22 protein-coding genes, 2 pseudogenes and 1 riboswitch are annotated in these 21,635 nt (G+C 66.2%); all 24 genes and pseudogenes read right to left on the bottom strand.

Going from position 1 to position 21,635, the window contains the following annotated elements; translation table 11 throughout:
• Positions 1–161: 161 nt before the first annotated feature.
• The 24 genes and pseudogenes from tolA to ACFJGX_RS20525 all read right to left on the bottom strand — a co-directional run bounded on the left by tolA (position 162) and on the right by ACFJGX_RS20525 (position 20,908).
• The gene (tolA, locus tag ACFJGX_RS20640) at positions 162–1,061 is read right to left on the bottom strand and encodes a cell envelope integrity protein TolA (RefSeq protein ID WP_382324073.1); all 900 of its coding nucleotides are present in this window, start codon (positions 1,059–1,061) and stop codon (positions 162–164) included.
• A 16-nt stretch (positions 1,062–1,077) separates the two neighbouring features.
• Positions 1,078–1,521 carry a biopolymer transporter ExbD gene (locus ACFJGX_RS20635; protein WP_291112118.1) on the bottom strand — a complete coding sequence of 148 codons (444 nt, stop codon included), beginning with the start codon at positions 1,519–1,521 and terminating at the stop codon, positions 1,078–1,080.
• 1 nt (position 1,522) lies between these two features.
• Positions 1,523–2,222: pseudogene (tolQ, locus tag ACFJGX_RS20630) on the bottom strand (protein TolQ).
• A gap of 48 nt (positions 2,223–2,270) precedes the next feature.
• Positions 2,271–2,699 carry a tol-pal system-associated acyl-CoA thioesterase gene (gene ybgC, locus ACFJGX_RS20625; protein WP_382324075.1) on the bottom strand — a complete coding sequence of 143 codons (429 nt, stop codon included), beginning with the start codon at positions 2,697–2,699 and terminating at the stop codon, positions 2,271–2,273.
• A 95-nt stretch (positions 2,700–2,794) separates the two neighbouring features.
• On the bottom strand, positions 2,795–4,015 hold the full coding sequence (locus tag ACFJGX_RS20620) for a pyridoxal phosphate-dependent aminotransferase (RefSeq protein ID WP_382324077.1): 1,221 nt from the start codon (positions 4,013–4,015) through the stop codon (positions 2,795–2,797).
• Positions 4,012–4,530 carry a transcription antitermination factor NusB gene (gene nusB, locus ACFJGX_RS20615; RefSeq protein ID WP_382158889.1) on the bottom strand — a complete coding sequence of 173 codons (519 nt, stop codon included), beginning with the start codon at positions 4,528–4,530 and terminating at the stop codon, positions 4,012–4,014. The genes ACFJGX_RS20620 and nusB overlap by 4 nt, the downstream gene beginning before the upstream one ends.
• Before the next feature lie 5 nt (positions 4,531–4,535).
• A pseudogene (gene ribH / locus ACFJGX_RS20610) lies at positions 4,536–5,001 on the bottom strand (6,7-dimethyl-8-ribityllumazine synthase).
• A 47-nt stretch (positions 5,002–5,048) separates the two neighbouring features.
• Entirely contained in the window at positions 5,049–6,116 is a 1,068-nt protein-coding gene (gene ribBA, locus ACFJGX_RS20605; protein WP_382326936.1) for a bifunctional 3,4-dihydroxy-2-butanone-4-phosphate synthase/GTP cyclohydrolase II, read from the bottom strand.
• Positions 6,117–6,176: 60 nt separating this feature from the next.
• Positions 6,177–6,821, bottom strand: a complete 645-nt coding sequence (locus ACFJGX_RS20600; RefSeq protein ID WP_382324081.1) for a riboflavin synthase — start codon at positions 6,819–6,821, stop codon at positions 6,177–6,179.
• A 61-nt stretch (positions 6,822–6,882) separates the two neighbouring features.
• Complete coding sequence (locus ACFJGX_RS20595) at positions 6,883–7,335, bottom strand: type IV pilin protein (RefSeq protein WP_382324083.1); 453 nt, start codon at positions 7,333–7,335, stop codon at positions 6,883–6,885.
• Positions 7,332–8,960 (bottom strand): PilC/PilY family type IV pilus protein, encoded by a 1,629-nt coding sequence (locus ACFJGX_RS20590; RefSeq protein WP_382324085.1) that lies wholly within the window; start codon positions 8,958–8,960, stop codon positions 7,332–7,334. Before ACFJGX_RS20590 ends, ACFJGX_RS20595 begins: the two co-directional genes overlap by 4 nt.
• On the bottom strand, positions 8,957–9,541 hold the full coding sequence (gene pilV / locus ACFJGX_RS20585; protein ID WP_382326934.1) for a type IV pilus modification protein PilV: 585 nt from the start codon (positions 9,539–9,541) through the stop codon (positions 8,957–8,959). Before pilV (ACFJGX_RS20585) ends, ACFJGX_RS20590 begins: the two co-directional genes overlap by 4 nt.
• Positions 9,541–10,116, bottom strand: coding sequence for a GspH/FimT family pseudopilin (locus ACFJGX_RS20580; protein WP_382324089.1), 576 nt, complete (start codon positions 10,114–10,116; stop codon positions 9,541–9,543). The genes pilV (ACFJGX_RS20585) and ACFJGX_RS20580 overlap by 1 nt, the downstream gene beginning before the upstream one ends.
• A gap of 107 nt (positions 10,117–10,223) precedes the next feature.
• The gene (gene ribD, locus ACFJGX_RS20575; RefSeq protein ID WP_382326932.1) at positions 10,224–11,381 is read right to left on the bottom strand and encodes a bifunctional diaminohydroxyphosphoribosylaminopyrimidine deaminase/5-amino-6-(5-phosphoribosylamino)uracil reductase RibD; all 1,158 of its coding nucleotides are present in this window, start codon (positions 11,379–11,381) and stop codon (positions 10,224–10,226) included.
• A 12-nt stretch (positions 11,382–11,393) separates the two neighbouring features.
• Positions 11,394–11,831, bottom strand: a complete 438-nt coding sequence (locus ACFJGX_RS20570) for a type IV pilin protein (RefSeq protein ID WP_382324091.1) — start codon at positions 11,829–11,831, stop codon at positions 11,394–11,396.
• A 29-nt stretch (positions 11,832–11,860) separates the two neighbouring features.
• On the bottom strand, positions 11,861–12,106 hold the full coding sequence (locus ACFJGX_RS20565) for a hypothetical protein (RefSeq protein ID WP_382326930.1): 246 nt from the start codon (positions 12,104–12,106) through the stop codon (positions 11,861–11,863).
• Positions 12,103–13,512 carry a pilus assembly protein gene (locus ACFJGX_RS20560; protein WP_382326929.1) on the bottom strand — a complete coding sequence of 470 codons (1,410 nt, stop codon included), beginning with the start codon at positions 13,510–13,512 and terminating at the stop codon, positions 12,103–12,105. The genes ACFJGX_RS20565 and ACFJGX_RS20560 overlap by 4 nt, the downstream gene beginning before the upstream one ends.
• 1,673 nt (positions 13,513–15,185) lie before the next feature.
• The gene (locus tag ACFJGX_RS20555) at positions 15,186–15,947 is read right to left on the bottom strand and encodes a PilX N-terminal domain-containing pilus assembly protein (RefSeq protein WP_382158869.1); all 762 of its coding nucleotides are present in this window, start codon (positions 15,945–15,947) and stop codon (positions 15,186–15,188) included.
• Positions 15,944–16,738 carry a PilW family protein gene (locus ACFJGX_RS20550; protein WP_382326927.1) on the bottom strand — a complete coding sequence of 265 codons (795 nt, stop codon included), beginning with the start codon at positions 16,736–16,738 and terminating at the stop codon, positions 15,944–15,946. Before ACFJGX_RS20550 ends, ACFJGX_RS20555 begins: the two co-directional genes overlap by 4 nt.
• An 11-nt stretch (positions 16,739–16,749) precedes the next feature.
• Positions 16,750–17,334 (bottom strand): type IV pilus modification protein PilV, encoded by a 585-nt coding sequence (gene pilV, locus ACFJGX_RS20545; protein WP_382324099.1) that lies wholly within the window; start codon positions 17,332–17,334, stop codon positions 16,750–16,752.
• A gap of 27 nt (positions 17,335–17,361) precedes the next feature.
• Positions 17,362–17,931 (bottom strand): GspH/FimT family pseudopilin, encoded by a 570-nt coding sequence (locus ACFJGX_RS20540; protein WP_382326926.1) that lies wholly within the window; start codon positions 17,929–17,931, stop codon positions 17,362–17,364.
• 109 nt (positions 17,932–18,040) lie between these two features.
• Complete coding sequence (gene nrdR / locus ACFJGX_RS20535; protein ID WP_382326924.1) at positions 18,041–18,490, bottom strand: transcriptional regulator NrdR; 450 nt, start codon at positions 18,488–18,490, stop codon at positions 18,041–18,043.
• A gap of 34 nt (positions 18,491–18,524) precedes the next feature.
• Complete coding sequence (gene glyA, locus ACFJGX_RS20530) at positions 18,525–19,769, bottom strand: serine hydroxymethyltransferase (RefSeq protein WP_382324101.1); 1,245 nt, start codon at positions 19,767–19,769, stop codon at positions 18,525–18,527.
• 36 nt (positions 19,770–19,805) lie between these two features.
• Positions 19,806–19,977, bottom strand: a riboswitch (ZMP/ZTP riboswitch).
• A 34-nt stretch (positions 19,978–20,011) separates the two neighbouring features.
• Positions 20,012–20,908, bottom strand: coding sequence for a transglycosylase SLT domain-containing protein (locus tag ACFJGX_RS20525; protein ID WP_382324103.1), 897 nt, complete (start codon positions 20,906–20,908; stop codon positions 20,012–20,014).
• Between the last annotated feature and the right edge of the window lie 727 nt (positions 20,909–21,635).

The raw sequence follows: 21,635 nt of genomic DNA, 5'->3' as shown, positions 1-21,635 counted from the left end.
CCTGAAGGGGGACAACGCCTGAGGCCCGGCAAAGCCGGTTCCTCGGCGTTTCTGGAAACCTCTCCGGCGAGCGTGCTTGATCCAGGAGTGCTACGGAACCGGCTTTGCCGGGCCGTAGGCGCTGTCCGCTTGGGGGAAGCCGCGCAGCGGCGCAGGGGGGCTTAGTCCAGGGGTCGAAGCCCGATCACCAGCGGCGACGGCACGGTGCCGTTGGTGTCCTTGGGCAGGGTCGCGGTGCGGTCGATCGCGCGCAGCACCGCCTCGTCCCACTCCGGGTTGCCGCTGCTCTTGACGAGCCGGCGCGAGACAATGCTGCCATCGGGCGAGGTGCGAACCTCGACCTCGGCGCGCGGGTTGCCCGGTGCCACGTCGGTGAACACCACGTTGGGCTTGATGCGCGCGGCCACGCGCCCGGCGTAGCCCGGTGTCGGACCGCTGGACTGCTGGGCCGTGCCGGTGCTCTGCGGCCCGCCGCTGGCGCCGGCCTGGCCCATCATGCGTTTGATCTGGTCTTCGCGGATCTGCGCCAGGCGTTTTTCCTCGGCGGCTTCCTTGCGTTCCTGTTCGCGCTTCTCGGCCGCCAGTTTCTGCTGGCGCTCCTTCTCGGCGGCGGCTTTGTCCGCTGCGGCCTTTTTCTCGGCGGCCGCCTTTTCCGCGGCCTTCGCGGCGGCGACTTTCTTCGCCTCTTCCTCTCGCTCCTTCTTTTCCGCCTCGGCCTTCTTCTTGGCCTGCGCGGTGGCGATCTCGGCCTGGGTCGGGCCCGGGGGCGGCGGTGCGGGGGTGGGCGCGGGTGCCGGTTTCGGGGCCGGTGCCGGCGTGGGCGCCGGGGTGGGCGCGGGCGGGGGTGGCGGCGGTTCCACCGCGCGCGGCGCGGCCTGCTGCGGGGTGCGGGACCAGAGTTCGGCCTCCACGGTGACCGGTTCGCCGTCGTTCTGCCACTGCACGCCCAGGGTCAGGGCGATCACGAGCAGGCCATGGGCAACCAGGGCCAGCCCCATGGGGCCGAGCCAGCGCCCATTCTGGGGCGGGGCGAGGTCGAGGTGGTCGGCAGTCGATTGCATGGGGCGTGGACGGGGCTCAGCGCGAGGTTTGCACGGAGAGGCCGACGCGCGCAATGCCCGCGCGCTGCAAGGTATCCATCACGCGAACAACGGCTTCGTACTTGACGTTCTTGTCGGCGCTGATCACCACCGGCACGCCGCCTTCGGGCGGGCTGCCCCGGCTGGCCTGCAGCTGCTGCACGCGCGCGACCAATTGGCCCATGGAGACCGGTTGCGGTTCGGCGCTGGAGGAGCCTTCGCGCACCTTGATCTGCTCGTCCTTGTCGATCACCACGGCCACGAAGCGGTCGGGCTGGCGCCCCGCCTGGCCCACGCTGGGCAGGGCGATCTGGCTCGGCGTGATCAGCGGCGCGGTGACCATGAAGATGATCAGCAGCACCAGCATCACGTCGATGAAGGGCACCATGTTGATCTCGTTGATGGTGCGGCGGCCCCGGCCGCGGGAGGAGACGGCTGGCATGTCAGTGTCCCGACGGCGTCTGGGTGTGCACGCCGAGGTTGCGCTGCAGGATGTTGGAGAACTCTTCCATGAAGGTCTCCATGGCGTTGGCCACGCGGTCGATGTCGTGCGAGAAGCGGTTGTAGAACACCACCGCCGGGATGGCGGCGAACAGGCCGATGGCGGTGGCGCACCAGGGCTTCGGCGATGCCGGGGGCCACCGTGGCCAGGGTCACCTGGGCCAGCGCGGCCAGGCCGGTGAAGGCGTGCATGATGCCCCAGACGGTGCCGAACAGGCCCACATAGGGCGAGACCGAGCCGACCGAGCCGAGGAAGGAGAGGTTGGTTTCCAGGGCATCGAGCTCGCGCTGGAAGCTGGCCCGCATGGCGCGCCGCGCGCCGTCGAGCAGGGCGCCGCTGTCGGTGATGCGGCGCTCGCGCAGCTTCTGGTACTCGCGCATGCCGCTGGCGAAGATGCGTTCCATCGGGCCGCCGTGCTTGGCGTTCTGGGCGGCGGAGGCATACAGGTCGTTGAGGTTGGTGCCCGACCAGAATTCGCGTTCGAAGTCTTCGTTGTAGCTGCGCACGCGCCTCAGGGCGAACACCTTGCGGAAGATGGCGGCCCAGCTCACCACGGAAACCACCACCAGCAGCGCCACGACGGCCTGGACCACCCAGCTCGCGTTGAGCATCAATTGAACGATGGAGAGATCTTGGGTCATGGGTGTTCGGATGCGGTAGGTGGGAAAAAAGTTTCGGTAGGCGGCCGCTCAGGCCGGGCCTTGCAGCGCGCTCTGCACCTGAACCGGGATGCGCTGGGGGCGCAGGCTTTGGGCATCGACCCAGCCGATCCGGATCGTGCCCTCGCACAGCAGCAGGGGGGCCTCGCCAGCCAGCGGGGGCTGCAGGAGCGCGCGCTGCTCGATTGTCAGGGAGGCCCGGCCCGCTTCCCGCACGCGGGCTGTAACCAGAAGCAAATCATCCAGGCGGGCCGGGCGGTGGTATTGCACCTGGGTTTCGCTCACGACGAACATGCCGCCGACCTCGTCGCGCAAGGCCTGCTGTCCCAGGCCCAGGTGGCGCAGCCACTCGGTGCGCGCGCGCTCGAAGAACTTGAGGTAGTTGGCGTAGAAGACGATGCCGCCCGCGTCGGTGTCTTCCCAGTACACGCGCACCGGCCAGGTGAATGGCGCCCCCACGCTCCCCGCTGCGCGTGGTTCGCTGCCCCCCGTGGGGGCTGCCCCCGCCTTGGGGCGGCCCGGCGGCGGGGTCGGCGCTGTGGTGGGGGGCGCGCTCACAGGGCCTGCTCCAGGCGGGCCACGGCTTCCTGGAGCTGGGCCATCGAGTTGGCGGTGGAGAAGCGCAGGTAGCGGCCGGGCTCGGCCTGGCCGAAATCGCGCCCCGGTGTGGTGGCGAGCTGGCAGCGCTTCATGAGTTCGAACGCCAGCGCCCAGCTGCCGCCCTCGTCGGGCCGTGTGCCTTGCGGCGCGATGCCCCAGCGCTCGCACAGGCTGCGCACGTCGGCCCAGGCGTAGAAGGCACCGTCGGGCATCACGGGGACGTTCAGGCCCAGGCGGTTGAGTTCGGGGATGAAAAAGTCGCGCCGGGCCTTGAAGGCGGCGCGGCGGCGCTCGTACTCGGCCAGGCTGTCGGGCTCGAAGCAGGCCAACGCGGCGTGTTGCGCGATGGTGCTGGCGCAGATGAACAGGTTCTGCGCCAGGCGCTCCACCGCCGGAACAAGGGCGGGCGGCAGCACCAGCCAGCCCAGGCGCCAGCCGGTCATGTTGAAGTACTTCGAGAAGCTGTTGATGCTGATGACCTCGTCGCCGAGGCCATCGGGCAGGCCCAGCGCGCTGTGGCCGTACTCGTCTTCGAAGCTCAGGCCGAGGTAGATCTCGTCCACCAGGGTGATGCCACCGCGGCCACGCACCAAGCGCGCGATGCGTTCGAGCTCTTCGCGGGCGATGCTGGTGCCCGTGGGGTTGGAGGGCGAGGCCAGCAGGACACCGCGCGTGGCGGGGCCCCAGGCGGCTTCGACCTGTTCGGCGCTGAGCTGGAAGCGCTGTTCGGGGCCGGAGGGGATCAGCACCGCGCGGCCTTCGGCGGCCTGCACGAACTGCCGGTTGCACGGGTAGCTCGGGTCGGGCATCAGCACTTCGTCGCCGGCTTCGATGAGCGCCAGGCAGGCCAGCTGCAGCGCGGCCGAGGCGCCGGCGGTGACCACGATGCGAGCCGGGTCGATGCGCAGGCCGAAGCGCGAGGCGTACCAGCCGCTGATGGCTTCACGCAATGGAGGCAGGCCCGTGGCCTGCGTGTACTGGCTGCGGCCGGCATGGATGGCGCGTTCGGCGGCGGCGGTGACCAGCGGCGGTGCGGTGAAGTCGGGTTCACCGATGTTGAGGTAGATCATCGACCGGTCGCCGGCGCCGGCCTGGGCCGCCATGGCGGAGGCGGCCTTGGCCAGCTCCATCACGTAGAACGGTTCGACGCGCTGCGCGCGCTGGGCAATCCTCATGGAGCGGGCTTGCGCGCGGCCGGCGCCGGTGATGCGGCCACTTCCGCGGGGCGCAGCTGCGAGGCCAGCTGGTGCATCACACCATTGACGTATTTGTGGCCGTCGGTGCCGCCGAAGGACTTCGCCAGTTCGATGCACTCGTTGAGCACCACACGCCAGGGCACGTCCAGGCAGTGCTGGAATTCGTAGGCGCCGATCCAGAGCACACCGTGTTCGATCGGCGAGAGTTCCGCCAGCGGGCGGTCCAGGCGCGGCGTGATCAGCGCGTCCAGCGCCGTGGCCTCGGCGATGCAGCCGTGCAGCAGGGCGTCGAAGTGCACGCTGTCGGCCTTGTGGAAGCCGGCCAGGTCGCGCGTGAAGGTGTCGATGTCGATGGCGGCGTTGCGGCCCACCAGGTATTGGTAGATCCCCTGCAGCGCGAATTCGCGGGCGCGGGTGCGGGCGGACTTGTCGGCCGCCTTGCGCGCGGTGCCGCCGCTCTTGGCGGTGGCCGGGGTGGGGGTGTCAGCGGACATGGTGTTCAACCGATCTCTTGCAGCAGGTGCGCCATTTCCACCGCCACGCGGGCCGCATCGCGGCCCTTGTCGGTCTGGCGGGCCACGGCCTGGTCCAGGTTTTCGGTGGTCAGGATGGCGTTGGCAATGGGGATCTGGTAGTCCAGCGAGAGGCGCGTGACACCGGCGCCCGATTCGTTGCGCCACCAGTTCGAAGTGGTAGGTCTCGCCGCGGATGATGCAGCCCAGGGCGATCAGCGCGTCGAAGTCGTCGCGCTCGGCCATGGCCTGCAGGGCCACCGGCACTTCCAGCGCGCCGGGCACCTTCACGTGGGCGATGTTCTTGTCCTGCACGCCCAGGGCGAGCAGCTCGGCCAGGCAGGCGTTGAACAAGGCGTCGGTGATGGATTCGTTGAAGCGGGCCTGGACGATGCCGATGCTGAGTTTTCTGCCGTCGAGCACGCTGGGGGTGCCTTTGTCTGCGCCGAACATGTGGGGGTCCGTTTCTTGGGATGGAGGAGGGAAGGGGGAAAAAGGGATCAGCCGTTGCGGCTGAGGTAGCCGGTGATCTCGAGGCCGTAGCCGGTCATGCTGGGCATGCGGCGCGGGTTGCCCATGAGTTGCATGCGGTGCACGCCGCAGTCGCGCAGGATCTGCGCGCCCACGCCGTAGGTGCGCAGGTCCATGCGACCGCGCTCGGGCGCCTGGGCGGAGCGCGCCGTGCCTTCGAACTGGGCCAGCAGCTGGCTGGCGGTTTCACCGCAATTGAGCAGCACGGCCACGCCCGCGCCGGCCTGGGCGATGTGGCGCAGGCTGGCTTCCAGGCTCCAGGAGTGCATGGAGCGGCCGACTTCCAGCGCGTCCAGCACCGACAGCGGTTCGTGCACGCGCACGGCCACGCTGTCTTCGGGCTTCCACTCGCCCTTCACCAGAGCCAGGTGCAGGGCGCCGCTGGGCTGGTCGCTGAAGGCCGTGACCTGGAATTCACCGAAGGCGGTGTTCATGCTGCGCGTGCCCAGCTTCTTCACCAGGCATTCGGTGCGGCTGCGGTGTTCGATCAGGTCGGCGATGGTGCCGATCTTCAGACCATGCTCGGCGGCGAAGACCTGCAGGTCGGGCAGGCGCGCCATGGTGCCGTCGTCCTTCATGATCTCGCAGATCACCGACGCGGGGCTGCAACCGGCCATGGCGGCGAGGTCGCAACCCGCTTCGGTGTGGCCGGCGCGCATGAGCACGCCGCCTTCGACCGCCTGCAGGGGAAAGATGTGGCCGGGCTGAACCAGATCGCCGGCCTGCGCGTCGGGCGCCACGGCGGCCTGCACGGTGCGCGCGCGGTCGGCGGCCGAAATGCCGGTGGTGACGCCTTCGGCGGCTTCGATGGAGATGGTGAAGGCCGTGCCCATCTTGGTGCCGTTGCGCGGCACCATGGGCGGCAGGCGCAGGCGCTCGCAGCGCTCGCGCGTGAGGGTGAGGCAGATCAGGCCGCGGCCGAAGCGGGCCATGAAGTTGATCGCTTCAGGCGTGACGTGGTCGGCGGCCAGCACCAGATCACCTTCGTTTTCGCGGTCTTCTTCGTCGACCAGGATGACGATGCGCCCGGCGCGCATGTCGGCAACGATGTCCTCGACCGGCGAGAATGCGCCCCGGGGCCAGGGTTTCAGGGGCGTTCATGCGGGTTCCTTGGTGGGGTGCGTGCCGGCGCTGAGCATGCGCTCGACATAGCGCGCGACGGTGTCGATTTCGAGATTGACCGTGCTTGCCTCGGCCAGCTCGCCCAATGAAGTGTTGTCCACCGTGTGGGGGATGAGGTTGATGCTGAATTCGCAACCTGCGGCGCTGTCGGCCACCTCGTTGACGGTGAGGCTGACGCCGTTGACCGTGATCGAGCCCTTGTAGGCGAGGTATTTGCCGAGTTCGGCGGGCGCCATCACGCGCAGCTCCCAGCTTTCGCCCACCCGGGCGAAGCGGGTGACCGTGCCCACGCCGTCCACATGGCCCGCGACGATGTGCCCACCCAGCCGGTCATGGGCGCGAAGCGCCTTCTCCAGGTTGATGCGACGGCCCGTTTGCGCCAGGCCGGTGGTGCGGGCCAGCGATTCTGCGGAAATGTCGATCGTGAAGCGGTGCTGGGGCAGGTCCAGCGAGGTGACGGTCATGCAGGCGCCGTTGAGGGCGATGCTGTCGCCCAGACCGACGTCGTCGAGGTAGCCAGGCGGCGCCTCCAGGGTGAGTCGCTTGCCATGGTCCAAAGAGCTGCCCAGGTCGTGGAGGGCGGCGATGCGCCCCACGCCGGTGATGATGCCGGTAAACATCCCGCTATTTTCGCAGGGTTTCGGAAACCGGGCCTGGAGCCCTCTTTGGTGGGCTCTGGCGCTAGCGGTTCCAGCAGGTCTGAGCCGACAAGGGGGCCGTCACGAGCGCCGAGGCGGACTGGGTTCTCAGCCCCGCCTCGCTGAGTTCGAAAACGCCGCATTCGTCCGCGCTTTGCGCGGCGCGCGGGGTGGCTTGCAGCACAAAGGCGCTGGCGTTCAGCGTTTTGAAGCCGACCGTGTACCGATCGCCTTCCACCGCCAGCACGCCGGCGGGAATGGCCGCCCGTGCGGGGTAGGTGCCCTGCGCGGTGGCCGCGCGCTCCAACCATTGGGCGGCCTGCAGCAGGGCGGCCCGGGCGTGGGCCCGGTGGGTTCGCTGCACATGCGAGGTGTATTGCGGCAATGCGATGGTGGCGAGCACGGCGACGATCGCCAGCACGATCATGATTTCGATCAGCGTGAAAGCCCGCTGCGCCAGCGGCCGCCGCACGCCTGGGGAAAGCCGCGTGCTCATTCGAATTCCCGCCAGTCCGCGCGCCGGCCCTCGACCTTGCCGGCTGTCAAGGTCAGCTTCCTGATGCACGTCGCTTTGGCGGGATCGCAGGTCGGGTCGCCCGACGCATTGGAAAGCGACAGCAGGTTGAGGTCACCACCGGATGTGTGGATGCTGGCGAATTCACCGCTGCCAAAGCGCGCGCGCGAGGCGTTGATCATGGACATGGTGGCATCGGTGCTGGCGAATGCCGGCGCTTTGCCAGGCTGCCCCGTGATCATGTTGAGGACGGTGATCGCACCCCCTTCCTGGGCCTGTTCGAACGCGCAGGTTTCTTCGTTGCTGCCCTGCGCAGGGACGGTGGTGGTCACGATCACCTTCTGGCCCTCGAACGGTTGGGGGTTGCTCAACACGCGCTCACCGGCGTCGGGCAGGTCCATGTACCAGCCGCGCGGTGAGCTTGGGTTGGTTCGGGCGTACGCGACCGGCTGGCGGGAGCTGTTGAAAAACAGGGTTGGCAGCTCGGTGCCCGAGGTGCGGCTGGTCACGGCCCCGGTGACGGATTGCTGGACGAGTGCGCTGCGGCCGGGAATCGTGGAGCGCGCGTCCGTGCTCTCGGACAGCCGCCCCTTGTCGACTGTGTATTGGCTGAAGTCCCAGACCGAGTAGATGGTCTGCACTTTCGCACTTGCGCGATCGGCCTCTTCCAGGCTGCGGCCGGTGCCGAACAGGATTTGGACGCCACCCAGCGGATGGGCCATCCACAGCGGTGCCGTGGTGATGGGCTGGAGGTTGGCGGACGAGGCCGCGTCGCGGGCCGTGAAAAGGGGGGTGCAGGAAGCGCTCTTGCAGGGCATGCCACCGCCGCTCCAGTCGCTGACACCCCATTTCGTGGCGTCGGTATCGGTCAGGTTGAATTTCCAGAGGTTGCCTTGCAGGTCGCCGGCGTAGGCCACATCCATCCTGCCGTCGCCGTTGACATCGAGCAGTCGAGGCGCGGACAGGCCATTGCCTTGGTGGGTGGTGGCGTGGGCCACGATGCTGAGCAGTTCCCGTGGTCCGTCCAGGTACTGGATGAGCAGCACCGGGCGCTCGTTGACGCTGTTAACGCCATTGCCCATGGAGCTGCTCGCGATGCTGACGAGGGGTTGTGACGTCTGATGGAGGATGTCGTCCAGGATGCCCTGGAAGGCGTCGAGCAGCGCTGTGTTGTTGATCGCGGGCACGAAGCGTCCGCGGCTGTTCAAAGCGGCGTGCCACAGCTCCACCTTGCGTTCGTTCTCGCGGGTGAGCCAACTCAGGTTGAACGCACTGTCGCAGGGCCGGTTGTTGTCGGAAAAGACGAGGCAGAACGGTGAAGGCCAACTGGTGTCGCCGTTGATGAGGCCGCCCAGGTTGTTGAAGGTGTTGCCGTTCCAGACTGGCTGCCCCGTCCATCCGGCGGCGTCCTTGAACCCGACGGTGTAAGTGACCATGTGTTGCCAGGTGGCGGGATCGTTGCGCGGGTTCCAGTACGCGTCGAGCTCCGCCGGGTGTTTGCGCGTGTACACCAGGCTGCCCATGGCGGTGATCACCACCATGAGGCCGACGGCCAGCGCGACCATGAGCTCGACCAGGCTCACGCCCGACTGGCGTGATGTCGTCATGGCCGGACGAAGATCAGGTGGCAGGTGAAGGTGTCAGGGCAAAGCTCGCCCGACACGCCGACGCCCGGTTGATCGGCCGCACCTCGCACGGCGACGGCCTGGCGGAAGAGGGCGGCCTCTTCTTTGCCGGCCTGAGCCTCGTTTCTGGCCTTGGCTTCCGTCCACCTCACCAGAATGCCCAACTGGGTGGCGTCCTTCGTGGAAGCAAACACCCGTCCGTCGCCCGCGGGCAGGACTCGGGCCAGGTCTTTCTTCCACTGCATCAGATCGAAGGTGGCGAGTGGTGTTCCTCCGCACGGTGTGGAGGAACAGTCGGTCCCGGCGGCGGGTGGTGGGCCCCAGGTGGTCACATACGGGTTGACCAGGGCTGGCCTGTGCCGGAGGTCGGCGTTGGCCTGGATGCGGTCCTGCAGGTCTTCGGCGGCTTGGATGGCGACCGCCCGTTGGTTGGTGGTGCGGGCCGTGGTCAGGGCGCGCGTCTGAACCGCCGCCATGCCCATGACGCCCAGGGCCAGCACGAGCAGGGCCACCAGCGCTTCGATCAGGCTGGTGCCACGTTGGCGGTGGTGCGGTCTCCTCATCATTTGCCTTCATCGGGGCAGGTTTTTGCACCCTTGACCGTGCGCAGGCGCGTGCCCGTGGAGAAGCAGATCAGCTGGCCACTCAGTTCGTCCATGCCTGCGGGGAAGGCCGCGAAACGCTGGCCTATGGCGGTGACCTGGCCGTACCGGTTGATGGTGATGTACTGCGGGCTGCCGCCACCCTTCGCCTTGACGAGGCGGATGCCGGTGGGAAGCGCAACGGACTGCAGCTCGGCCTCGGCCGGGTCCGGCAGTTGATTGCCATTGAGATCGACGAACACGCGCCACCCACAATCCCAATCGGCGGTGGTGGGCAAGGCCACGTCGCACGAGGTTTGGCGCTGGATCAAGATGTCTTGGCCCAGGCGCATGGCGTCCACCCGGGCCAGCTGGACCGACGCCATGAATTCGTCCACGGCCGCATTCACGCGGTACTGGCGGGCGATACCGGCAAACGACGGAATGGCGATCGATGCCAGGACCGCCAGCACCGCGATCACCACCAGCAGTTCGATCAGGGAGACGCCCAGAGGCCTATTCGGTCCAGCGATGAAGAGATGCCGCGCTTTTTGCATGGCGGCACTCTATCAGCCAAAAATACAACTAAAGCACCATATGGATGAGCGGCGGAATTCAGTGGATAGTTGCTTTGTATGACTTTTTGTATCTTCGTGGTGATCGATCAGCTCGCAGAGGGCAGGAGGAAGGCATCGCGGCCTTGCACCCGTGCCAGGATGCGCAGATCGGTGCCCACCGGATCCACCGACACATAGCGGAGCAGAGGGCCTTCCGTCAGCTGCTGCAGCGGCCCGAAGTCGGCCAGGCCGGCGCCACGCCCAAGCAGTTGAGGCGCCTGGTAGAGCAGCATCTCGTCGACCAGGCCCTCGCGCACGAACGAGCCATTGAGCTTGTGACCGGCCTCGATGTGCAGCTCATTCACCTCGCGTCGGGCCAGATCGGCGAGCATGCCGGGCAGATCCACCTTGCCGTGGGCACCCGGCATGTGGACCAGGGCCGCGCCCAAGCGCTGCAAGGCGATTTCCTTGTCGGCGTCGCGGCTGGCGTGATAGATCCAGATCTGACGTGCCTGGCCGTTGGCGGGCGTCTGGAAGAGGCGCGCGGCCGGTGGCGTTTGCAGGCGGCTGTCGATCACCACCAGATGCGGTTGGCGAGGGGTGTCCACGAGGCGGACGTCCAGCAGGGGATCGTCCTCCAGCACCGTGCCGATGCCCGTGAGCACCGCGCAGGCACGTGCGCGCCAGGCATGGCCGTCCGTGCGCGCGGCCTCGCCCGTGATCCATTGGCTGGCACCGTTGTCCAGCGCGGTGATGCCGTCAAGCGACGCAGCGGCCTTCATGCGCACCCACGGTGTGCGACGGATCATGCGGCTGAAGAATCCGATGTTGAGTTCGCGAGCGGCTCTGGCTGCATCGTGGTCGTCTGGCAGCAGTTCGACCAGAATGCCGGCCGCGCGCAGGCGGTCCATGCCACGGCCAGACACCTGGGGGTTCGGATCCCCCGTGGAGACCACGACCTTGCCGACTTGCGCTGCGATCAATGCGTCGCAGCAGGGTGGAGTGCGTCCGTGGTGGGAGCAGGGCTCCAGTGTGACGTAGACGGTGGCACCGGCCACCGATTCGCCGCGCGCCTGTGCATCGCGCAAGGCCATCACCTCGGCATGGGGGCCGCCCACGGGTTGGGTGTGCCCAACCCCGATTTCACGGCCATCAGGCGTGGTGATGACGCAGCCGACGCGGGGGTTGGGGTTGCTGGAGCGCGTGGCCTGTCCCGCTAGGGCCAGGGCTTGATCGAGCGGATGCTTGGAGGCGGGCGCAGTCATGCGCCGAGCTTATCAGCGGTTCCAGCACTCCTGCGCGGTCAAGGGCGCGGGCACGGCCGCCGTGACAACCTGGGTTCGCACGCCGGCGTGGGTCATCTGGAAGATCGCGCATTGGTCGGTGGCTTGCGCACCATTGGGTGTGGCCCGCAAGGTGAAAGTCCCGGCGGTCAGCACAGGAAGCGTGATCGCATAGCGGCCACCTTCCACTTGCAGCACGCCGGCGGGAATGGCGGCTGCGGCCGGGTAGCTGCCTTGCGCGGTCGCTGCACGTTCCAGCCACTGGGCTGCTTGTAGCAGTGCAGCTCGCGCGTTGGCCCTGTGTGTTCGCTGCACGTACTGGTTGTAGCTGGGGAACGCGATGGCAGAAAGAATGCCGATGACGCCGACCACGATCATCACCTCGATCAGCGTGAAGCCCAATGTCCGGGAGCGTGCGTGACCGTGTTTCATGAAGTCGTTTCCCTTGTTCATTGAGGAGGTTATCGGGCTTCTCGCCAGTCGGCCCGGGCGCCAGGGTACCGTCCCGTGGTCAGGGTCTTGTTCACCATGCAAGTCTGGGTGGTCGGATTGCAGGCGGTACCACCGCCACCTCCGCCGCCACCACCTCCGCCACCTGATCCACCACTGTTGATGAACGAGATGAGCTCCAGGTTGCCGTCGGACTTGTTGATGCTGATGTACTCGCCACTGCCAAAGCGCGTGCGGCTGGCTTTGGCGATGTTCATCGACGTGTCCGTGGTGGAGAACACGGGGGTCGCGGGGGGGAGCCCGAGATCATGTTGAAGACGTTGATCAGGTTGTCTTCGGTCACGGCGTCGAAGTCGCAGGTTTCTCCGGAAACCCCCGTTTTCGGTGCGGTCGAGGGAATGATCACTTTCTGGCCCTCGAAGAGTTGGGGGTTGCGCAGCACCCTTTCGCGAGAAAGTGGGAGATCCATGTACCAGCCGCGCTTGGCGGTGTTGTCGGCTCGGGAATAGGCCACGCTGTTCTCAGAGGTGTTGTAGTAGTCCGTGGCGGCCTCGCTGCCGCTGGCCGTGCTGGTGACTGCGCCCAGCACGGTCTGCTGCACCAGCGCCGACCGCCCCGTGGTGATGTTGCCGCTGTCTGCGGCGGTCAGCACGCCATCGGGGAACGAATACGTGCCCTTATCCCAGACGGAATAAATGGTCTGGGTGGCGGTGCTGGTGCGGTCCGCGTCCTGGAGATTCCGGCCTGTCCCGAACAGCACTTGCACCCCACCCAGGGGATGCGCCATCCAGAGCGGGGCGGCGGTGATGGGTTGCCGCGTGGACGAACCGTCCTGCGCCACGTAGAGGGGGACGCAGTTCGTGGCGTTCTTGCAGGTCGTGGTGCCTCCCGACCAGTTGCTCACGCCCCACTGCGAAGCGGTGGTCTGCGTCAGGTTGAATTTCCAAAGGTTGCCTTGCAGATCACCCGCATAAGCGACGTCCATCGTGCCATCGCCGTTGACATCCACCAAGCGAGGAGCGGAGAGGCCGTTGGATTGTCCAGTTGTGGAATTTGCGACGATTTTCAGCAACTCCTTGCCGCCATCCAGGTACTGGATCAACAGCACGGGGCGTTCGTTGGTGCTGTTGACCCCGTTGCCCATGACCGCGGCCCATCGCCCATTGTTGAGCTTGACGATTTGCTCTGAACGCGCGCCTGTGACGGGGTCCACCACGGGGACGGCGTAGATGTGGCCCACATCGGCGTCGGCGCCATCCGTCTTGTCCATCACCACGCCCGTCGCCGTGAACGTGGATGGATTGCTCGCGAACGCCACGGGGTTGGTCACATCCAGCACGAAGTAGCCCTTGCCGCCGCCGCCCAGGCCGCCGATCAGCATGGTCTTCCAGGTGGGCGTGGCGCCGTTGCCGGTGCCGCTGCCGCTGGTGTCCACATCTCCCGTGAAGGGGTGTCCATCGACAAAGAACCTGTGGCCGTAGTTCGTGAGGGTGTAGTTGCGCAGGTTGGCATAGACCCCCAGGGGCACATACGCCATGAGCTCCTGGCCGGTCGCGGCATTGAAGGCGTGCAGCATGCCGTCATTGGCGCCCACGTACAGGACCGCCGTGCGGTTGGCATAGGTGGTGCGGAAGGCAGCATGCCCCGCGTGCTCGACCGACATGCGCAGGGGCCGGCCCGTGTGCCAGATGTTGGAGTTGACGATGTCGCCCAGGCGGGAATCGCGTCGCCGCAGGGAGCCGCCGTTCTGCACCTCTTGCGTGCGATCACCCGCAGGTAGTTCACCCGGTTCGTTCCCACGGTGACGGAATCGCCGCCGCGGATCGCGGTTTTCTGGGCATCCGAAAGATTGGCGAACAGGAACGGGGTGCCTTCGGTCGTGTTGCTGGTCAGCACCAGCCGGTTCGTGACGTTGAAGGTGGCCGCGTCGAGCAGGCTGGCGACGGTCCAGCTGGGCGTTGAATTCACGACATTGGTGTTCGCGGCGATCGTGTACGCCCCCAGGTCACCACTCCAGCGCTCGGAGTTGAATTCCGCGAGATAGGCGAAGCCATCCGTGCGCAAACGGCTGGAACTGCTGGCGATGCTGACCATCGGGTTGGCCGTCTGCGTCAGGATGTCGTCCAGAATGCCTTGAAAGGCGGAGACCAGTGCTGCGGCATTGGGGGCGGGCACGAAACGGCCGCGGCTGTTGAGGGCGGCGTGCCAGAGTTCCACTTTCCGTTCGTTCTCGCGGGCGTTGTAGCCGGAGCTGCCGTCGCAGGCCGAGTTGCTGCTTGTGCCGCAGAACGGCGATGGCCAGTTGGTGGTACCGCGGATCAGTGGGCCCAGGCCAGCGAAGGTGTCGCCACTGAAAGTGGGGGCGCCCGTCCAGGTGGCGGCATCGTTGAAGCCGATGGTGTAGTTCACCATGTGTTGCCAGGTAGCCGGGTTGTTGCGCGGGTTCCAGTAAGAGTCGAGCGAAGCGGGGTTGGCAGTGGTGCCAAAGTTCTCGGCGGGGAGCTGATCCTTGGGGCTCTTTCTCACGTTGTTGGTGAGCCCGGGCTGCAGGTCGCGTGACCAGTAGTAGAAGGCCAGGTCCGACAGCGTGCTCAGGTTTGCGTGGCCCCAGTTGTCCCTGTAGAGCCGGGTCTGATCCGATGTGATGGCGTACTGCACGCCGTCGGGCAGTGTGAAGGCGCTGCCGTCGGCGTTGCCACCGCGCGTGATGCGTTGGTAGTCCGGGCCCGAGGTGTCCACATGGTTGTTGGTGTTGCTCGCCTCAGCGCTGTTCCAGCCGCCATCGGTCATGAAGATGTGAAAGGATTTTCGGCACGACAGCAGCGGTGTTTCCTGTGTCCCGGGATTGGCCGCCCACGGACTGTTGACGCCCAGATCGGTGCGGCTCAGGTACTTGCCGGCCTCGTCGATCATCAGGTGGGAAGGTGTGCCGTTGTTGGGTGTCAGCGTGCTCACCCAGGTCATGAAGTTGGTGCGGTGTGTGCCCAGGAGTGGGCGCATGCCGTTCAGACTGCCACACGCTGTGCTGTTGCTGGGAATTCCGCGGCAGCGGTTCATGGACTGCCAGGCCAGGCGGATCCGGTCGTCTGGCACGTTGGTTTCCGCAAAGGTCTGCTGCAAGGCAGATTTTCAGGGTCGCGATCCCCGTCGCGCCCATGCTGCCGGAATCGTCGACCGACACGATGATGTTGGGCGAAGGCTCACGGCCGGCGCCGGGCGGGGATTGGGTCAGATTGAGCTGGGCAGCACCCAGGGGGCCGTGCAGACATGCCAGCGCCACGGCAGTGCAGGAGAACCAAGGTGGGGGACGCAGCGTCATGGTGACCTCACTGAAAATCATTTGATCTGGTTTTGTGGCCGGGGCACGAAGATGGAACGCAACCAAACCCGCGTGCCGGGCTTCATGCCCTGGGCAAAAGCCGTGATGCGGTACACGAAGGGGTGCTTCATGTCCGGGATGGGTACGTTGCCTGCGGCCGTGATGACACCAGCCCCTGGCGTGTATCTGAATACCTCCACCCAATACCACGCACGCGGCGCAACGACCGGAGCCACACCGGGGCGCGACCACGACAGCAGGGGGTTGCCTGCGGCGGCCGGGTCGGCGCCCGTGAACTCCCCGTACCGCGCGGCCACAGAGGCATTGCCGACCGTGGCGGTCATCGCGGCCAGATTGGTGGTCCAGTTGGCTGCGTTCAGGGTCGTCACCGTGGCGGGGAGGCAGATGCCCTGGAGGCAGCCGTTGGCGCCAGTTGCCAGGCGTGGTTGAAGCAGATCCAGATCGTCGTCGTCCTGAGGGAAATAGGGCTGGTTGCCCGCAAAGTTGCGGCATCCGAGAAAACCCGCCGTGATGTTGCAGGGCGTGACGTTGTCGATCCGCAGCCCCCGGATGTCGCGCTCCGCATCGCGGACCAGCGCTTCAGCCGCGGCGAATGCCCGCTGGTAGTCGCTCTCGCCGCCCACCAGTCGCTCATTGAGCCAGCCCAGGCGCGTGCTGCTCAGCACCACGATGGTTCCGAGCAGCAGCATCACCATCACCACGATGAGCGAGATGCCCCGCTGCGGGTGTTGCCGCGATGGAGACGAGTGGTGTTTCATATGCCTTGATTGCGGACCTTGAAGACGCGGAAAAAGACACGGCGGATGCGCCCGTCGTTGACGACGTTTTCCCCATTGCATCCCGTCATGTCCGCGCCCGGGTTGTTGCTCATTTCACCCACAAGGCGCAGGCACACCTGAACGGTTTCCACCTGCTCCCAAGGCGCGGGAACCATGACATTGATCGCCGCTGCCGTCCGGTACTGGAAGCTGTCATCGGCGATCCTGAAACCATACAGAACCTGAAAATCCTCCACGCCCTGGAGCAGCGCGAAAGGGGTGACCGAGCCAGAACCCAGACAGCGCAGTTCGTTGCCGACCACCGAGAAGGTGCTGGAGATGTTGTCGGCCACCAGCGTCGGCGCACCCAGGCAATCCATGCTTTGCAGCACGGGATCTGTGTCGTAGCTGACCTGCAAGGTGTCGGGCGCGTTGTCGGCTCCTTCGGTGCCTTGCAGCACGAGCGGCGCACTGGTGTTGGAGTTCGTGCCAAAGCCCAGGTAGGCATCGTTGAATGCCACGTTGGTGTCGCCTACCGTCGGGTTGACGATGCGGCGCGCACCACTCTGGCGGATGTGGTGACCCAGCGTGCGGAATGCGTTGGACGCATCCTGCTGCAGTCGCGAACTGTCGCCCACCGCGATGGTTGACGTGCGGGTATACACCAGGCTGCCGATGGCGGCCACCACCACCAGCAAGCCAATGCTGATGCCGATCAGCAGTTCCATCAAGCTGACGCCCGATTGGCGACGGCGTGCACGACGCGAAGGGGGGCGGGGTGAAACAGCCATGCCGTGCTTCCTCATGGCCGGATGTAGACCAAGTGGCAGATAAGCCCTGCCGGGCAGGCAACGCCCGCCACACCCGTCCCCACCGCATTGGCGGCGTCGCGGATGGCAATGGCATTGGTGAACAAGGTGGCCTGGGCGCCAGCCGCTTCCCCCTGGTTCTTCGCCTGGGTCTCGGTCCAGCCGATCAGGATGCCAAACTGGGTGGCGTCGGTGTTGGACCGGAACACCCGGGCGTCGCCACCCGGCAGCACCCGGGCCAGGGAGGCCTTCCATTGGACGAGGTCGAAGGCCGCCAGCTGGGCGCCATTGCAGCCGGTGGTGAAGCAGTTAACCGGCGCAGCCGCGAGTGCCCCCCATGCCGCCAGATAGGGGCTGACGGCGGGGGGATTGATCCGGAGGGCTGAGTTGGCCTGCATGCGATCCAGCAGATCGTCCGCCATCTGCAGAGCGAGGGCGCGGGAGTTCGTGGTGCGGGACTCGACCAGCGTTCGGGTCTGGATGCCCGCCATGCCCATGATGCCGAGGGCGAGCACCAGAAGGGCGACCAGGGCTTCGATCAAGCTGACGCCGCGTTGGGAGGATGCCTTGTTGTTCATCGTGCGAATTGCATGGTTCGGCCGTCGTCAGGGGCAGGCGGAAGCGTTCTTGACCGTGCGCAAGCGGGTGCCCGCCGTGAAGCAGATCAACTGGCCATTGGCCGCCGCCATGCCCGTCGGGAAAACCTCGAACCGCTGATCCACCTGCGTGACCTGACCAAACCGGTTGATCACGATGAATTCGGGGTTGGTGTTGTTGCCTTTTCGGACCGTGACGGCGGGCGTCAAGGACACCTCCTGGGTGGGGGTTTCCGCTGCGTTCATGGCGTTGTTGCCGTCGAGATCCGCGAACACGCGCCAGCCGCAGCTCCAGTCCTGGTTGTCCGCGAGGGCCAGGCCACAGCCCGTGATGCGCCGGATGACCACGGGCGTACCCAGCCGGATCGCCTCTTCCCGGGCCAGTGTCACGGAAGAGGTGAATGTTTCTCGCACCGAGTCCACCCGGAATCGGCGAAACAGGTCGGTGAAGCTGGGTGCAGCAAGGCCCGCCAGAATGGCGATGAGCGCGACCACGACCATCAGCTCGATGATCGTGAAGCCGCCTTCCGCCCGCAGGGGGGCAGGCGTGGCTCTCTGGGGCGCCGCAGCAATGTACATATGCTTACTCTATCGATGGAAGTCGCAGAGTCCGGGCTGGGCCGACCGGGCTAGTGAATGGTCCGACGGGCGGAACGGGGGTATTTCTGCCCCGTGAGGTCGGGCACTTTCAGCGCCGGACTTCGTCCACCAAGGCCCTGAATTCGTCGATGTCCTCGAAGCTCCGGTACACGCTGGCGAACCGGATGTAAGCCACCTTGTCGAGCTTCTTCAGTTCCCGCATCACCATCTCGCCCAGTCGGGCGGCGGGCACTTCGCGGGCACCCAGGTTCAGCAGCTTTTCCTCGATGCGCTCGATGGCCGCGTCGACCTGTTCGGTGCTGACCGGCCGCTTGCGCAGGGCCAGCGCGAACGAGGCCCGCAACTTGGCCGGCACGTAGTCCACCCGGCGGCCGTCCTTCTTGACGACGGCCGGGAAGCTCACTTCCGGCCGTTCGTAGGTGGTGAACCGCTTCTCGCAGTGCGCACACTGGCGGCGGCGTCGGATGAAATCCGCGTCTTCCGAGACGCGGGTTTCGACCACCTGGGTTTCAAGATGGCCGCAGAACGGGCATTTCATGCGGAGGGCACTCCCGTTGTACGGCCTGAGAACATCACTTGTAGACCGGGAAGCGGGCGGTCAGGGCGTTGACCTTGGCGCGCACGGCGTCGATGTTGGCCGGGTCGCGCGGATTGTCGAGCACGTCGGCAATCAGGTTGGCGGTCAGTCGCGCTTCGTCGTCCTTGAAGCCCCGGGTGGTCATCGCCGGCGTGCCAATGCGCACGCCGCTGGTGACCATGGGCTTTTCCGGGTCGTTGGGGATGGCGTTCTTGTTGATCGTCATGTGCGCGCTGCCCAGCACCGCTTCGGCTTCCTTGCCGGTGATCCCCTTGGCGCGCAGATCGACCAGCATCACGTGGCTCTCGGTGCGGCCGCTGACGATGCGCAGGCCACGCGAGGTCAGTGTTTCGGCGACGATGCTGGCATTTGTCAGCACTTGTTGCTGGTAGGCGGTGAAATCGGGTGAAAGCGCTTCCTTGAAAGCAACGGCCTTGGCCGCGATGACGTGCATCAGCGGGCCACCCTGCAGGCCCGGGAAGATCGCGCTGTTGAGGGCCTTTTCGTGTTGGGCCTTCATCAGGATGATGCCGCCGCGCGGGCCGCGCAGGCTCTTGTGGGTGGTGGAGGTCACCACATCGGCGTGGGGAACCGGGTTGGGGTAGACACCCGCGGCGATCAGGCCGGCGTAGTGGGCCATGTCCACCATGAAGATGGCGCCGACGTCCCTGGCGACATTGGCGAAGCGCTCGAAGTCGATGCGCAGGCTGTAGGCCGAGGCGCCCGCGATGATCAGCTTGGGCTTGGTCTCGTGTGCCTTGCGCTCCATGGCGTCGTAGTCGATCTCTTCCTTGTCGTTGAGACCGTAGGAGACCACGTTGAACCATTTGCCGCTCATGTTGAGCGCCATGCCGTGGGTGAGGTGGCCGCCTTCGGCCAGGCTCATGCCCATGATGGTGTCGCCGGGCTTGAGGAAGGCCAGAAAGACGGCTTCGTTGGCGGAGGCGCCGCAGTGCGGCTGCACGTTGGCGGCTTCGGCGCCGAAGAGCTGCTTGACGCGGTCGATTGCGAGCTGCTCGGCCACGTCCACGTACTCGCAGCCGCCGTAATAGCGCTTGCCGGGATAGCCTTCGGCGTACTTGTTCGTGAGTTGCGTGCCTTGTGCGGCCATCACGGCCGGCGAGGCGTAGTTCTCGCTGGCGATCAGCTCGATGTGGTGTTCCTGGCGGGCGTTCTCGGCCTGGATGGCGGCAAACAGCTCGGGGTCGGTTTGCTGGATGAGGATGTTGCGGTCGTACATGGCAGTCCTTCAAGACGTGGAACCTTGCGCGGTGACAAGGGCTGCCCAGGCGAACGGCTGAACACCCGAACCCCTTGAGGCCGGGCGGTACGCTTCCCAGTGGTTGTCCCTGAAGACGATCACAGATCGGGCAGGGGGGCCACGTCAGCGGCAGCCGCCGACGCAGATGTGTCGGGGTGCGCGCCTATCGCCAGTTGCGTACCCGGCTAGTTTAGCCGAGGCCGAGAGGCCGGTTGGCGAGGTCAGGAACGGGTGAGCGGCGCGCCAGGGGGGAGGGCGTTCGGCGCGGCCGGGCCCTCGGCCTCGATTTCGGCTGCCGGGGCGGCCACCGGGGCCGGTGTGACGGGCGCCACCACCGTGGTCGGGCGCGCTTGCGGCACATAGCGCTGCATCGGCTTGCCCAGCGCCACGCTCTGGATCCGCATGTGCTCGGCCATCACCTTGTCGATGTACCAGTTGCCGTCCGTGGTCACCGCACCGACGTACAGGCGCAAACCACCCTCGACCGAGCCGGCGCGCTTGACCGCGTCCTGCAGCACGCGCGCCCCCACCCGGAGGTTGGACACCGGATCGAACGCGGCCAGCTGCCCGCCGAAGTCGTTGTACTTGTCGGTATGAACGCGGGTCAGCACTTGCATCAGGCCTTGCGCGCCCACCGGGCTCTGCGCAAACGGATTGAAGCGGGACTCGATCGCCATCACGGCCAGGATGAGCGTGGGATCGAGTTTGGCTTTCTCGCCCACCTCGAAGGCCTCCGCCACCAGCGCGCTCAGGGGCTCGGGCGCCACGCGGTACTTGCGGCTGAGCCAGTAGGTCACATTGGCCTGCTGCTTGGGCAGGTCGCCGGGTTGAGCAGCGGTCACGCGGTCGACCGCGCTGGGCTCGGCGGCGTACACCGCATCCACGCTGGCGGCTTCCTGGCGTTCCAGCAGCCAGCCGAGCAGTTGCTCTTCTGCGCTGGCGCGCAGATCCGCACGGGCACTCAGGGTGATCAGTGCCACGGCCGCCAGGGTGCCCAGCAGGGCCAAGCTGTTGTGGGTGATGTCGAAGAAGCCCTGGTAGGCGTCGCCAACAGCGGTTTTGAAGGATGCCACGGCACCTGAGGTGCTCTTGGGTGGCGTTGCGTCTTGCGCGGTCATGTCATCGCTCCTTTCTGCGCCGGCCTCGCTCGTGGGAGCTGGGCCGACTGGATTGGTCGCCATCGACGGCCCTATCCAGAGGGTGGAGCGGTCGAGTTAGCCTGGGTGGTAGCGGTTCGGGTTTACCCTTCGGCGGGCAAAGCTGGCGCATCCTATGGGCTTATTAATATCGAGTCAATGTTTATGAATCGATTCAAGCCTACTTTTTGATATAAACAGGTGTGAGTAAACGTAAGCAAAAGGGCTTTGCTAGCGGGAAGCCTTGAGCCTGCAAGGCTTGCGGGTAAATGTCGCGCCGACGACCGTTTGTCGGGCAGTGACCACCTTTCATGTTCCAAAACGTGATTTTGGGGTCGTCAAATGGTCGTTTCGGGCGCGATTGAAAATCTGCATGAAGAACGGGCCATGCGGCCTTGATCCGAGGCGGCAAGGGGAGTAACCTGCAGTGGCCTGTCTGAAGACTGGCATCAGCTGACGACGCGGCGAACCGCAAGTCAGCTTCCAACGGGAGCAATCTGTTGCTTCCAGGCTGGAGAGACATCCAACTCCCTCCGCCAAAACCGACGGCATGAGCATCTAGCCCGCCGTCAACCCCGGCAGGCCCTGCTTGCCGGGGTTTCTTGTTTCTGGGGGACTCTATATAGGTGTGCGCTGCCGCATCCCCTCAGTTCGACGACACTCGTGCATCCGTTGGTTAGCGAACGCACGAATGAACAGCTTTTTTCCC

The organism is Hydrogenophaga sp. UC242_50 (genome assembly GCF_042697355.1).
Lineage (GTDB): Bacteria > Pseudomonadota > Gammaproteobacteria > Burkholderiales > Burkholderiaceae_C > Hydrogenophaga.
Note: the sequence above shows the minus strand (reverse complement) of the source record. Positions and strands in the feature narration are given on the sequence as shown.

Excerpts from the sequence above, each read along its gene's own strand:
- tolA (WP_382324073.1), bottom strand. The coding sequence starts at position 1,061 with ATGCAATCGACTGCCGACCACCTCGACCTCGCCCCGCCCCAGAATGGG.
- ACFJGX_RS20635 (WP_291112118.1), bottom strand. The coding sequence starts at position 1,521 with ATGCCAGCCGTCTCCTCCCGCGGCCGGGGCCGCCGCACCATCAACGAG.
- ACFJGX_RS20620 (WP_382324077.1), bottom strand. The coding sequence starts at position 4,015 with ATGAGGATTGCCCAGCGCGCGCAGCGCGTCGAACCGTTCTACGTGATG.
- nusB (WP_382158889.1), bottom strand. The coding sequence starts at position 4,530 with ATGTCCGCTGACACCCCCACCCCGGCCACCGCCAAGAGCGGCGGCACC.
- ribBA (WP_382326936.1), bottom strand. The coding sequence starts at position 6,116 with ATGCGCGCCGGGCGCATCGTCATCCTGGTCGACGAAGAAGACCGCGAA.
- ACFJGX_RS20600 (WP_382324081.1), bottom strand. The coding sequence starts at position 6,821 with ATGTTTACCGGCATCATCACCGGCGTGGGGCGCATCGCCGCCCTCCAC.
- ACFJGX_RS20595 (WP_382324083.1), bottom strand. The coding sequence starts at position 7,335 with ATGAGCACGCGGCTTTCCCCAGGCGTGCGGCGGCCGCTGGCGCAGCGG.
- ACFJGX_RS20590 (WP_382324085.1), bottom strand. The coding sequence starts at position 8,960 with ATGACGACATCACGCCAGTCGGGCGTGAGCCTGGTCGAGCTCATGGTC.
- pilV (WP_382326934.1), bottom strand. The coding sequence starts at position 9,541 with ATGAGGAGACCGCACCACCGCCAACGTGGCACCAGCCTGATCGAAGCG.
- ACFJGX_RS20580 (WP_382324089.1), bottom strand. The coding sequence starts at position 10,116 with ATGCAAAAAGCGCGGCATCTCTTCATCGCTGGACCGAATAGGCCTCTG.
- ribD (WP_382326932.1), bottom strand. The coding sequence starts at position 11,381 with ATGACTGCGCCCGCCTCCAAGCATCCGCTCGATCAAGCCCTGGCCCTA.
- ACFJGX_RS20570 (WP_382324091.1), bottom strand. The coding sequence starts at position 11,831 with ATGAAACACGGTCACGCACGCTCCCGGACATTGGGCTTCACGCTGATC.
- ACFJGX_RS20565 (WP_382326930.1), bottom strand. The coding sequence starts at position 12,106 with ATGAACATCGCCAAAGCCAGCCGCACGCGCTTTGGCAGTGGCGAGTAC.
- ACFJGX_RS20560 (WP_382326929.1), bottom strand. The coding sequence starts at position 13,512 with ATGTCGGTCGAGCACGCGGGGCATGCTGCCTTCCGCACCACCTATGCC.
- ACFJGX_RS20555 (WP_382158869.1), bottom strand. The coding sequence starts at position 15,947 with ATGAAACACCACTCGTCTCCATCGCGGCAACACCCGCAGCGGGGCATC.
- ACFJGX_RS20550 (WP_382326927.1), bottom strand. The coding sequence starts at position 16,738 with ATGGCTGTTTCACCCCGCCCCCCTTCGCGTCGTGCACGCCGTCGCCAA.
- pilV (WP_382324099.1), bottom strand. The coding sequence starts at position 17,334 with ATGAACAACAAGGCATCCTCCCAACGCGGCGTCAGCTTGATCGAAGCC.
- ACFJGX_RS20540 (WP_382326926.1), bottom strand. The coding sequence starts at position 17,931 with ATGTACATTGCTGCGGCGCCCCAGAGAGCCACGCCTGCCCCCCTGCGG.
- nrdR (WP_382326924.1), bottom strand. The coding sequence starts at position 18,490 with ATGAAATGCCCGTTCTGCGGCCATCTTGAAACCCAGGTGGTCGAAACC.
- glyA (WP_382324101.1), bottom strand. The coding sequence starts at position 19,769 with ATGTACGACCGCAACATCCTCATCCAGCAAACCGACCCCGAGCTGTTT.
- ACFJGX_RS20525 (WP_382324103.1), bottom strand. The coding sequence starts at position 20,908 with ATGACCGCGCAAGACGCAACGCCACCCAAGAGCACCTCAGGTGCCGTG.